Source organism: Mycobacterium intracellulare ATCC 13950 (assembly GCF_000277125.1).
GTDB classification, from domain to species: Bacteria; Actinomycetota; Actinomycetes; order Mycobacteriales; family Mycobacteriaceae; genus Mycobacterium; species Mycobacterium intracellulare.
Genome location: NC_016946.1, coordinates 3,841,184 through 3,853,413, shown reverse-complemented (window position 1 = coordinate 3,853,413; position 12,230 = coordinate 3,841,184). Strand labels below are relative to the sequence as shown.

Sequence of the window (12,230 nt, the reverse complement as noted above, 5' to 3'; positions counted from 1 at the left end):
GGGCACGCCCCGGTGACCGACCGGCACCGGACCGCTTGAAACAATGTCAGCGTGTCCCAAGGTCTTTGGATCGCGCTCGCGGTCCTGATAGCTCTCGTCGTCCTGGTCGCGCTGGTCTTGGGCCTGCTGCGGTACCGCCGGCGGCGGATCAGCTTCTCGACGCGCGCCGAACCCGGGGCGATCGACCGCTCCGGCGGATACACCGCGTCGTCCGGGATCACCTTCAGCCAGACACCGACCGTGGCGCCGCCCGAGCGGCTCGACACCACCGGGCTGCCCGGGGTGGGCGACGACGCCACCATCCCGCGCGACGCGCCGCGGCGCACCATCTCCGACGTCGACCTCCCCGAACCGGAGACCGTCGCGCCGCCACCGATCCCCGCCGCGCCACCCGAACCCGAAACCCCGGCGCCCGAGACCCCGGCGCCCGAAACGCCGGCCGCCCCCGAGATCGAGGAGATCGCGCCGCCCGAGGGCCGCCTGGAACGGCTGCGCGGCCGGCTGGCCCGTTCGCAAAGCGCGTTCGGCCGCAGCATGCTGGGCCTGATCGGGGGCGGCGACCTCGACGAAGACGCCTGGCAGGACGTCGAGGACACGCTGCTCGTCGCCGACCTGGGCCCCGTCGTCGCCGAATCGGTCATCGCCCAGCTGCGCGCCCGGCTGGCCGGCAGCGACGTGCGCACCGAGGCCGACGCGAAGGCCGTGCTGCGCGACGTGCTGATCAAGGAGCTGCAGCCCGGCATGGACCGGTCGATCCGGGCGCTGCCGCACGCCGACCATCCCTCGGTGCTGCTGGTCGTCGGCGTGAACGGCACCGGGAAGACCACCACGGTCGGCAAGCTCGCCCGTGTCCTGGTCGCCGACGGGCGGCGCGTCGTCCTGGGCGCCGCCGACACCTTCCGGGCCGCGGCCGCCGATCAGCTGCAGACCTGGGCGTCGCGGGTGGGCGCCGAGGTGGTGCGCGGGGCCGAAGGCGCCGACCCGGCGTCGGTGGCGTTCGACGCCGTCGACAAGGGCATCGCCGCCGGCGTCGACGTCGTGCTCATCGACACCGCGGGCCGGTTGCACACGAAGGTCGGGCTGATGGACGAACTCGACAAGGTCAAGCGCGTGGTGACCCGGCGCGCCGCGGTCGACGAGGTGCTGCTGGTGCTCGACGCCACCATCGGGCAGAACGGCCTGGCCCAGGCCCGGGTGTTCGCCGAGGTCGTCGAGATCACCGGGGCCGTCCTGACCAAGCTGGACGGAACGGCCAAGGGCGGCATCGTCTTTAGGGTCCAGCAGGAGCTCGGCGTGCCGGTCAAGCTGGTCGGGCTCGGTGAGGGCCCCGACGACCTCGCGCCATTCGAACCGGCCGCGTTCGTCGACGCGCTGCTCGGCTGACGCCACCGCAGCGGCGGGCGGGACGTTAATCCCGCCGAAACACGACGGCACCATCGCCGAAACAACCATTGCGCAATCTTCTCGCAGGTCATCGGACGCATGTCCGACGTCCCATTGCGGCCCGACCGGAGGAGATTGCGAGTGACATACCCGATGCTGGGCCAGCCCAACACCGGCGATACCGCCTGGATGCTGGCCAGTTCCGCGCTGGTGCTGTTGATGACGCCGGGTCTGGCGTTCTTCTACGGCGGTATGGTGCGCGCCCGAAGCGTGCTGAACATGCTCATGATGAGCATCAGCGCGATGGGCGTGGTCACCGTGCTGTGGGTGCTCTACGGCTATTCGATCGCCTTCGGCGACGACGTCGGCAACTTCATGGGCAAGCCGACGTCCTATTGGGGCCTCAAGGGCCTCATCGGCGTCAACGCGGTGGCCGCCGACCCCAGCAAAGGCACTGCGGCAACGGACATTCCGCTCGCCGGCACCCTGCCCGCCACGGTGTTCGTGGCGTTCCAGCTGATGTTCGCGATCATCACCGTCGCGCTGATCTCCGGCGCGGTGTCCGACCGCCTGAAGTTCGGCGCCTGGCTGGTGTTCGCCGGCCTGTGGGCGACGTTCGTCTACTTCCCGGTCGCCCACTGGGTTTTCGCGTTCGACGGCTTCGCCTCCGAGCACGGCGGCTGGATCGCCAACAAGCTGCACGCGATCGACTTCGCCGGCGGGACCGCCGTCCACATCAACTCCGGTGTGGCGGGCCTGATGCTGGCCATCGTGCTGGGGAAGCGGCGCGGCTGGCCCACCACGTTGTTCCGCCCGCACAACCTGCCGTTCGTGATGCTCGGCGCCGGGTTGCTGTGGTTCGGCTGGTACGGGTTCAACGCCGGGTCGGCCACCAGCTCCAACGGCGTCGCCGGGACGACGTTCGTCACCACCACGGTCGCGACGGCCACCGCGATGCTGGGCTGGATGCTGACCGAGCGCATCCGCGACGGCAAGGCGACGACGCTGGGGGCGGCGTCGGGCATCGTCGCGGGCCTGGTCGCCATCACCCCGTCCTGCTCGTCGGTCAACGTCCTGGGCGCGCTGGTCGTGGGCCTGGTCGCCGGGGTGCTGTGCGCGCTGGCCGTCGGCCTGAAATTCAAGCTCGGCTTTGACGACTCGCTCGACGTGGTCGGGGTGCACCTGGTCGGCGGCCTGGCCGGCACGCTGCTGGTGGGCCTGCTCGCCGCCCCGGAAAGCCCGGCGATCAACGGCGTGGTCGGGGTGTCGAAGGGATTGTTCTACGGCGGCGGCTGGGCTCAGCTCGAGCGGCAGGCGATCGGCGCGTTCAGCGTCCTCGCCTACTCCGGTGTGGTTACGCTGATCCTGGCTTTGATCCTGAAGTACACCATCGGGCTTCGCCTCAACCCGGAAGCGGAAGCCACGGGTATCGACGAGGCCGAGCACGCCGAGAGTGGTTACGATTTCGCGGTGGCTACCGGCTCGGTGCTCCCGCCCCGGGTCGCTGTCGCGGACACCCGCAACGGCGTGAAGGAGGACCGAGTGGGCGACAAAGTGGAGGCAGAGCAGTCATGAAGCTGATCACCGCGATCGTGAAGCCGTTCACGCTCGATGACGTGAAGACCAGTCTCGAGGACGCGGGCGTCCTGGGGATGACGGTCAGCGAAATCCAGGGCTACGGGCGGCAGAAGGGGCACACCGAGGTCTACCGCGGTGCCGAATACTCCGTCGACTTCGTGCCCAAGGTGCGGATCGAGGTCGTCGTCGACGACTCCATCGTCGACAAGGTCGTGGACAGCATCGTCCGGGCGGCGCGCACCGGCAAGATCGGCGACGGCAAAGTGTGGGTCAGTCCCGTGGAAACCATTGTGCGCGTGCGCACCGGCGAGCGCGGAACCGATGCGCTATGACGCATTCCGTCAATTGCTGATTCGCCCCGGGCGGGCCGCGAGGGCATGACCCCGAACGGCTCCGATCCGCCCGGGCACCCAGCGGGGACAGGAAGCGCCGGCGGGGCAGTCGATTTGGCCGCCTCGCGGCGCCAACTGCTGTCCGAGGGCAGCAAGCTACACGCCGCCGAACTGCGGCACGCCTGGCTGGATCTGCACGAATCATGGTTGATGGCCAAGGCCGCCGAGATCGGGATCGACGACGACAGCGGCTTCGCGATCGTCGGCATCGGCGGGTTGGGCCGCCACGAGCTGCTGCCGTATTCCGACCTGGACCTGATGCTGTTGCACGACAACAAGTCCGACGACGTGCTGGGCAAGGTCGCCGACGGGTTGTGGTATCCGTTGTGGGACGCCAACGTTCGCCTCGACCACAGCGTGCGGACCGTGTCCGGCGCCCTGGGTGTGGCCAATGCCGACATGATCGCGGCCCTGGGCATGCTGGACGCACGCCACATCGCCGGCGACGCGCGGCTGTCCGAGGAACTGATCGCGGGCGCGCGACGCCAGTGGCGCAGCGCAATTCGCTCCCGGATGGATGAGCTCGTCGCGATGACGCAGGCCCGCTGGGAGCGCTGCGGGCGGATCGCGCAGCGGGCCGAACCGGACCTGAAATCGGGCCGGGGCGCCCTGCGCGATGTGCAGTTGCTCGACGCGCTCGGCGTGGCCCAGCTCATCGACCGCCACGGCATGGCCCGCCCGGAGTCGCCGGGCGGCTCGCTGGACGACGCCCACCTGACGCTGCTCGACGTGCGCACCGAGCTGCACCGCGTGTCCGGGCGCGGACGCGATCAGCTGCTGGCCCAATACGGCGACGAACTCAGCGCCGCGCTGCACATCGGTGACCGATTCGACTTGGCCCGCAAGCTATCCGACGCCGGGCGCACCATCGCCTACCACGCCGAGACGGGGCTGCGCACCGCCGAGAACGCCCTGCCGCGCCGCGGCGTCTCGGCGTTGGTGCGCCGGCCCAAGCGCCGCCCCCTCGACGAGGGCGTCGTCGAATACGGCGGAGAGATCGTGCTCGCCCGCGACGCGCGACCCGACACCGACGTGGGCTTGGTGCTGCGGGTGGCCGCCGCGTCGGCCGACACCGGGTTGCCGATCGGCGCCGCGACGCTGAGCCGCCTGGCCGCCGGCGCGCCCGAGATGCCGGTGCCCTGGCCGCGGGAAGCGTTGGACGACTTACTGGTTGTGCTGTCCGCCGGCCCGACGACCGTGGCCACCATCGAGGCGCTCGACCGCACCGGGCTGTGGGGCCGGCTGCTGCCCGAATGGGACGCGATCCGCGACCTGCCGCCGCGCGACGTCGCGCACAAATGGACGGTGGACCGGCACGTCATCGAGACGGCCGTCAACGCCGCGCCGCTGGCGACCCGCGTGGCGCGGCCCGACCTGCTCGCGCTCGGCGCGCTGCTGCACGACATCGGCAAGGGCCGCGGCGTCGACCACAGCGTGCTCGGCGCGGGCCTGGCCCTGGATATCGGGCCGCGACTGGGGATCTCGCCCGCCGACTCCGAGACGCTCGCGCAGCTGGTCCGCCACCACCTGCTGCTGCCGGTCGTGGCGACCCGCAGCGACCTGAACGACCCCAAAACCATTGAGCGCGTGTCGAAATCGCTCGGCGGCGATCCGCTGCTGCTCGAAGTGCTGCATGCGCTCACCGAAGCCGACTCCAAGGCCACCGGGCCGGGGGTGTGGAGCGAATGGAAGGCGTCCCTGATCGAGGAGTTGGTTCGGCGCTGCCGGCTGGTGATGGCGGGGGAGCCGCTTCCGGAGGCCGAACCGACTGCACCCCAATATCTTTCGCTGGCCGCTCAACGCGCGGTCCACGTGGAGATCAAGCCCAGTGGCGGTGAGCGGCTGGACGTGGTGATGGCCGCCCCGGATCAGCGGGGGCTCGTGTCCAAGGCCGCGGCGGTGCTGGCGCTGAACTCGCTGCGTATCCATTCGGCGTCGGCCAGCACCGACGCGGGTTTCGCGGTCGTCGAATTCGTGGTGTCGCCGCTGTTCGGTTCGCCGCCGGAGGCGGGCCTGCTGCGCCAGCAGTTCACCGGCGCGCTCGCCGGTGACGTCGACGTGCTGGGCACGCTGGAGAAACGCGACAGCGACGCCGCCGGCGCGGCGTCCACGCGGGCCGGTGAGGTTCAGGTCGGGGTGCCGGTGACGCGCTCGACCGCCCCGCCCCGCATCCTGTGGGTCGATACGGCCACCGCCGGCCAGCTGATCGTCGAGGTCCGCGCCATGGACCGCCTGGGGCTGCTCGCGATGCTGACCCGGGCGCTGGAGCGGGCCGGAACCGACATCGTCTGGGCCAAGGTCAACACGTTCGGGTCGACGGCGGCCGACGTCTTTTGCGTGACGGCCGCCTCCGGCGGGCAAGCCGGGCGGGACGCGGTCGAGCAGAGCCTGCTTGCCGCGCTCGGCGGGCCGGCGGTCGAGGTGCTCGAGGAACCCGTCGGCGACTAACCCCGATGACGCCGGCGATCACCGCAACTTCTGGGCGAATTCGATGACGTGGCCGTCCGGGTCGGCGATGTGGAGCGTCCTTTCACGCCAGGGCCGGTCCACCGGTCCCGTGAGGATCTCGACACCGAGGTGCCGCAACCGTTCCGCCTCGCTGTCCACGTCGTCAACCAGGAAACCGATCTCACCGCACGGCGGGTCGCCGCCCTCGCGGCCGATGAGCTGCGGCAGCTTCGACCGCTCGAAAAGCGAGAACTTGGTGTTTGCCGTCTCGAACTCGACGTAGCCGTCGCCTTCGATCCGCACCTGCAGCCCGATCACGTCGCGGTAGAACGTCACCGACCTCGTGAGCGACTCCACGTAGTGGATGACGTAGTCCACGCGACGCATGAAACACCTCGGCGGGTGCTAGCTGTAGGAGGACAGGACGTTGGTGACGCCGGTGGTAAGTCGTGATGCTGGTGGCTGGCCGTCGGCGGCAGAGTGTGGTCGATGGTAGTTGAAGTGGATGTTCCAGACCTTGAGCGCTTCGGTGCGTTGGGATTCTGAGGTCCAGGTGCGGGCGTAGAGGAACTCTTCGGCCAGGATGCGGTGATATCTCTCCACCTTGCCGTTGTGGCGCGGGGTGTAGGGCGTGATGCGCTGGTGGCGTGCGCCATGCAAGACGTGGGCGAAGTCGCGGGCGCGGTAGCACGAGCCGTTGTCGGTGACGATCCGCTGGATGCGGTCGATCCCGTGTGCAGCGAACCAGACCCGGGCACGGTGCATGAATCCGATTGCTGTGATGGCCTTTTCATCGGTGAGCGCTTCGGTGTAAGTCAATCGGGAGTAGCCGTCCACCGCGGAATGCAGATAGACGTAGCCGGGGCGGGCCCTTCGCGAGGCTCTGCCCTGGGCGCTGTTCTTGCCGTGCACCCGCCACCCACCACCGTCGGGGATGCGGCCGACCTTCTTGACGTCGACGTGCACCATGTGCCCGGGGCGGCGAGCGATAATGCGTTGGGGTACTCGATTCAGATCCCCGCTGGGGTCAAGGAACTTGCGCCGATGCAAACCCAGCGCAACCAGCTGCCGGCTGACGGTGCGCCGGCCGATCACGATGCCGCGTGCATTGAGTTCGAAGGCGATCCGCGCCGCTGACCACTTGCGGCCTCGGCGCATCGCCTCGATCGCACTGATGATCTCAGCCGCAGTGGCCGTGGGTTGCCCTACCGGCGCCGAGGAGCGGTCGTAGAGGCCGAGTTCGCCGAACCGTCGGAACCGGTTGACCCACTTGGAGGCACACGCCCGCGAGATCCCCATCTCAGCAGCTACGTGGGCAATGGGACGGTCGACGCAGCGGGCAACGAGGCGGCGACGGCCTTCAACGGACAACGGGGCATTACCGTGGGTCATGGACGGGTTCCTTCAGGCTCAGGACGAGGGGTTTGGCGATTTCTCATCCTGCCGCCGAAGGACCCGTCCTCCTCACATCCCGACCATCCCGGCGTCTACAACGTCATGACCCGCAACAGCTAGCACGATGTCGCCGTCGGCCCGAGCCGTATCGAGGCGAACGACCCGCAGTTCGCCGTGCGCGAGGCAGGCTGCATAACCGTGGTGCTTGCTGTAGAGCTCCCACGCGATGGCGTTGTCGTTGCACGGCACGTCGATCTGGTGATCGTCGGAGAACTCGAGATGGAGATCTCCGGTGTCGGACCAGACGGCACTCGTGCAGCTCGATCCGGCGAAATCGAAGAGCGGACGCAGTTGACCCGCCGGGTGGTTCGGGTCGATGGCGATCACTTCGGCGGGTGAGGTTTCGATGGCCGGCAGGGTCAGACGCATCGGTGCGGTGATCACCAGCTCGTTGTAGTCCTCGAAATTCAGCACCAGGCCGTCGCGGAACATGATCCGCTGAACCGCACAGCCCTCGAGCCACTGCTCGATCACTTTCTGTTCGGTCATAGATTCCACTCTGGCCCCAATTTGGCACATGCACAACCGTGGTGGGCCATGCCGTACCGGCTCACGACGTCTCGGCGTTGAGCCGGCGCACGGCGTCGATGCGCGCCCGCAGCTGTTCGCGGCTCGCGGCGGCGATCGGGGGGCCGCCGCAGCGGCGCCGCAATTCGTTGTGGATCCAGCCGTGCGGCTTGCCCGTCCGGTGATGGGCGATCGAGACGAGCGCGTTGAGCTCGCGGCGCAGCTCGCGAAGCTGGCCGTGCACCGTGGCCGACGGGGATTCGACGGCACCCGGCGATCCGGCCTCCTGGTGCAGCCGGGCCCGCCGCTGCAGCTGTTCGTCCTGGCGCTGGTGCAGCAGCGCACGCATCTGCTCGGCGTCGAGCAGGCCCGGGATGCCGAGGTAGTCGGCCTCCTCGTCGCTGCCCGCCGGCGCGGCGGTGCCGAACGATGATCCGTCGAAGATGAGCTGATCGAGCTCCGCGTCGGCGCCCAGCGAGGTGAACCCCTTGTCGAGGTCGCTTTTCTCGTCCTGCGTCTTGGTGGCGGGATCGCCGTCGAGGGGATCGCTTTCGGATTCCCGGTGCGGCTCGCCGAGCACGTGGTTGCGCTGCGCCTCCAGCTCGCTGGCCAGCTGGAGCAGGTTGGGCACCGACGGCACGAAGATGCTGGCGATCTCGCCCGGGCGCCGCGACCGCACGAACCGGCCGATGGCCTGGGCGAAGAACAGCGGGGTCGAGGCGCTGGTGGCGTAGATCCCGACCGACAGCCGCGGCACGTCGACGCCCTCGGAGACCATGCGCACCGCGACGAGCCAGCGGCTGGTGCTCGCCGCGAACTCGCTGATGCGCGCCGACGAGCCGGGGTCGTCGGAGAGCACCAGCGTCGGCGCCTCGCCGGTCAGCTTCGTCAGCAGGGTGGCATAGGAGCGGGCCGCGGTCTGATCGGAGGCGATGATCATGCCGCCGGCGTCGGGCACGTGCGTGCGCAGCTGGCGCAGCCGCAGGTCCGCGGCGGTGATCACCGCGGGCATCCACTCGCCGGCGGGATCCAGCGCCGTGCGCCACGCCCGCGCGGTCTGCGCGGCGGACAGCGGCTCACCCAGTCGGGCGGCGTGCTCCTCGCCGGCGCTGTCGCGCCACCGGGCCTCCCCGGAGTAGGCGAGGAAGACCACGGGCCGGACCACGCCGTCGGCCAGGGCGTCGGTGTAGCCGTAGGTGTGATCGGCCTGCGACCGCCGTATCCCGTCGGGACCGGTCTCGTAGGTCACGAACGGGATGGGGCTGTCGTCGCTGCGGAAGGGCGTGCCCGTCAGTGCGAGCCGGCGGGTGGCGTCGTCGAACGCCTCGCGGATGGCGTCGCCCCAGGTCTTGGCGTCCCCGCCGTGATGGATCTCGTCGAAGACGACCAGTGTCTTGCGCTGCTCGGTGCGGACCCGGTGCAGCGTGGGATGCGCGGCGACCTGCGCGTAGGTGACCATGACGCCGTGATACTCCGGCGCGATCCGCGGGTTGGCGTTGGAGAATCTCGGGTCCAGGGCGATGCCGTGCCGCGCCGCGGCCTGCGCCCACTGCACCTTGAGGTGCTCGGTGGGCACCACGACGGTGACCTGCTCGACCGCGCGCTGGCCGAGGAGTTCGGCCGCCACCCGCAGCGCGAACGTCGTCTTGCCGGACCCGGGGGTGGCTACCGCCAGGAAGTCGCGCGGCTGGCCGGCGAGATATTTGACGAGCGCCCTGCGCTGCCAGCCGCGCAGCACGGCGGCGCCGCTGTCGTCGCCCTGGTCGGTGTCGGTCCGCGCTTGGATGCTGCTGGCCGGCATCGACACAGGCCCCCCAATCGTTGCTGTTCGACACGGCCAGCTCGGTTGAGTGGCGGCTGTGAAATCTAGCACGCCAACGCTTTTCGATGTTGGAGCGACTCGACTCGCTATCGCGCGTGGGTCACCGCTTCGTGGGTCTGCAGCCAGTCGCGGATGCGTTCGGCGACGTCGGCCCAGCCCGGCTCGAGCATCATGTTGTGGCCCATGGAAAAGAATTCCGGCTCGGTGCCGTAGGCCCGCGCGGTGGCGCGCACGTCGCCGGGGCTGACGAAGCCGTCGTGCTCGGCGCCCAGGACCAGGATCGGCGTGGTCACCCGCCGGGTCCGGACGCGGCGGACCATCGGATCGGTCATGGCGGCGCGCACGCTCTCGGCCCCGGCCTGTTGCCGGCAGGCCTCGACGATGTCCTCGGGTGTGTCGGCGCAGAAGAGGTATTCGCGGGCCAGCGCCGGGGTGGCCAAAAATTTCAGCAGCGTGGGATCGTTCCAGGCTTCCATGGTCATCGACGGCCGGCGGCGCCAGACGCGCAACGCCATTTTGAGCACGCCCTGCGGCGGCACCGAGCCCACCAGCACCGCGGCCGGGGCGCTGCGCTCTTCGAGGTAGCGCTGGATCACGAACCCGCCCAGGGAGTGCCCGATCAGGATCGGCGCGCCACCGAGGTCGTCGGCCACCGAACGGACGTCCTCGATGTAGTCGGCGATGGACACCTTGCGCAACGGCTTCGCGGTGGGGCTGGTGCCGTGCCCGCGCAGGCTCACCGCGACCGTGCGGTAGCCGGCGTCGGCGAAGAAGTCCTGGAAGTGTTCCCAGCACCACGCGCCGTGCCACCCGCCGTGGACGAAGAGCAGGGGCACCGGGTGCTCGGCAGTGCAGGACCCTTTGTCGATCAGCTCGAGCATCAGGTCATTCCCTTCGCTAGTCCCTGCCGAAACATAAGCCACGCCGACGCGTGTCCGGGGCGGATTCGTGCCGACCGGGACGGCCGAGCGTGCGGCCGCGCGCGCACTCGCGGCCGAATGGGCGGCGGGCCGCACACTCGTCGTCCGCGCGGCAAGCTGCGCCCGGCGGCGTGGGTCGCGCTTGCGGTGCCACTAGGCTGGCGGGGTGTTTGAATCGCTGTCCGACCGATTGACCGGCGCCCTCGCGGGGCTACGTGGCAAGGGTCGACTGACCGACGCCGATATCGAGGCCACCACCCGCGAGATCCGGCTGGCGCTGCTGGAAGCCGACGTGTCGTTGCCCGTCGTGCGCGCCTTCGTCACCCGGATCAAGGACCGCGCCAAGGGCGCCGAGGTCTCGGGTGCCCTCAACCCGGCGCAGCAGGTCGTCAAGATCGTCAACGAAGAACTCATCGGCATCCTGGGCGGACAGACCCGCCAGCTGGCGTTCGCGAAGACGCCGCCGACCGTGGTGATGCTCGCCGGCCTGCAGGGTTCCGGTAAGACGTCGGTGGCCGGCAAGCTGGCGGCCTGGCTGCGCGGGCAGGGCCACACCCCGCTGCTGGTGGCGTGCGACCTGCAGCGCCCGGCCGCGGTCAACCAGCTGCAGGTGGTCGGCGAGCGGGCCGGGGTGCCGGTGTTCGCGCCGCACCCGGGTGAATCCCCGGGGTCCGGACCCGGCGACCCGGTCGCGGTCGCCGCGGCGGGAATCGCCGAGGCCAACGCCAAGCACTTCGACGTCGTCATCGTCGACACCGCCGGCCGGCTCGGCATCGACGACGAACTGATGGCGCAGGCCGCGGCCATCCGCGACGCCATCGACCCCGACGAGGTGCTCTTCGTCCTGGACGCGATGATCGGTCAGGACGCCGTCACCACCGCCGAGGCGTTCCGCGAGGGCGTCGGCTTCACCGGGGTGGTGCTCACCAAGCTCGACGGCGACGCCCGCGGTGGCGCGGCGCTCTCGGTCCGCGAAGTGACCGGTGTCCCAATCCTTTTCGCCTCCACCGGCGAGAAGCTGGAGGACTTCGACGTCTTCCATCCCGACCGGATGTCCAGCCGCATCCTGGGCATGGGCGACGTGCTGAGCCTGATCGAGCAGGCCGAGCAGGTCTTCGACGCCGAACAGGCAGAGGCCGCCGCGGTCAAGATCGGCACCGGCGAGCTCACGCTCGAGGACTTCCTGGAACAGATGCTCGCCATCCGCAAGATGGGCCCGATCGGCAACCTGCTGGGCATGCTGCCCGGGGCCGGGCAGATGAAGGACGCGCTGGCGCAGGTCGACGACCGCCAACTCGACCGCCTGCAGGCCATCATCCGCGGCATGACGCCCGCCGAGCGCGCCGACCCGAAGATCATCAACGCGTCGCGGCGGCTGCGCATCGCCAACGGTTCGGGCGTCACGGTCTCGGAGGTCAACCAGCTGGTCGACCGCTTCTTCGAGGCCCGCAAGATGATGTCGTCCATGCTCGGCGGCATGGGCATCCCCGGGATGGGGCGCAAGTCCGCGACGCGAAAGTCCAAGGGCGCCAAGGGCAAGGCGGGCAAGAAGGCCAAGAAGGGCGGGCGGGGCCCGACGCCACCCAAGGCGAGAAACCCGCTGGCCGCCGGCATGCCGGCCGGGTTCCCCGACCTGTCGCAGATGCCCGAGGGTCTCAACGAGCTGCCGCCCGGGCTGGCCGACTTCGATCTGTCCAAGCTGAAGTTCCCGGGCAAGTCGTGACC

At 69.9% G+C, this 12,230-nt stretch carries 10 protein-coding genes; 5 read left to right on the top strand and 5 right to left on the bottom strand.

Features of this window, described 5'->3' with window-relative positions; genetic code table 11:
- Positions 1-51: 51 nt before the first annotated feature.
- The 4 genes from ftsY to OCU_RS42545 all read left to right on the top strand — a co-directional run bounded on the left by ftsY (position 52) and on the right by OCU_RS42545 (position 5,801).
- Positions 52-1,383, top strand: a complete 1,332-nt coding sequence (gene ftsY / locus OCU_RS42560) for a signal recognition particle-docking protein FtsY (RefSeq protein ID WP_014380706.1) — start codon at positions 52-54, stop codon at positions 1,381-1,383.
- A gap of 153 nt (positions 1,384-1,536) precedes the next feature.
- Complete coding sequence (locus OCU_RS42555; protein WP_009955175.1) at positions 1,537-2,958, top strand: ammonium transporter; 1,422 nt, start codon at positions 1,537-1,539, stop codon at positions 2,956-2,958.
- Positions 2,955-3,293, top strand: coding sequence for a nitrogen regulatory protein P-II (gene glnB, locus OCU_RS42550; RefSeq protein ID WP_003878721.1), 339 nt, complete (start codon positions 2,955-2,957; stop codon positions 3,291-3,293). The genes OCU_RS42555 and glnB overlap by 4 nt, the downstream gene beginning before the upstream one ends.
- A 45-nt stretch (positions 3,294-3,338) precedes the next feature.
- The gene (locus tag OCU_RS42545; RefSeq protein WP_080552540.1) at positions 3,339-5,801 is read left to right on the top strand and encodes a [protein-PII] uridylyltransferase; all 2,463 of its coding nucleotides are present in this window, start codon (positions 3,339-3,341) and stop codon (positions 5,799-5,801) included.
- Positions 5,802-5,819: 18 nt separating this feature from the next.
- On the opposite strand, the gene OCU_RS42540 is transcribed toward OCU_RS42545, so the two are convergent.
- From OCU_RS42540 to OCU_RS42520, 5 genes are all read right to left on the bottom strand, one after another.
- Positions 5,820-6,188, bottom strand: coding sequence for a VOC family protein (locus tag OCU_RS42540; RefSeq protein WP_036459365.1), 369 nt, complete (start codon positions 6,186-6,188; stop codon positions 5,820-5,822).
- A gap of 18 nt (positions 6,189-6,206) precedes the next feature.
- A complete protein-coding gene (locus OCU_RS42535) occupies positions 6,207-7,193 on the bottom strand; it encodes an IS481 family transposase (RefSeq protein ID WP_078450385.1) in 987 nt (328 codons plus the stop codon).
- Positions 7,194-7,265: 72 nt separating this feature from the next.
- Positions 7,266-7,745, bottom strand: a complete 480-nt coding sequence (locus tag OCU_RS42530; RefSeq protein WP_014380703.1) for a DUF6188 family protein — start codon at positions 7,743-7,745, stop codon at positions 7,266-7,268.
- A 61-nt stretch (positions 7,746-7,806) separates the two neighbouring features.
- Positions 7,807-9,570 (bottom strand): DEAD/DEAH box helicase, encoded by a 1,764-nt coding sequence (locus OCU_RS42525; RefSeq protein ID WP_014380702.1) that lies wholly within the window; start codon positions 9,568-9,570, stop codon positions 7,807-7,809.
- A 101-nt stretch (positions 9,571-9,671) separates the two neighbouring features.
- Positions 9,672-10,466, bottom strand: coding sequence for an alpha/beta hydrolase (locus OCU_RS42520; protein ID WP_009955181.1), 795 nt, complete (start codon positions 10,464-10,466; stop codon positions 9,672-9,674).
- Between the two features lie 205 nt (positions 10,467-10,671).
- Here OCU_RS42520 and ffh point away from each other — a divergent pair, with 205 nt between their 5' ends.
- Positions 10,672-12,228, top strand: coding sequence for a signal recognition particle protein (gene ffh, locus OCU_RS42515; protein WP_014380701.1), 1,557 nt, complete (start codon positions 10,672-10,674; stop codon positions 12,226-12,228).
- The last annotated feature ends 2 nt before the right edge of the window (positions 12,229-12,230 follow it).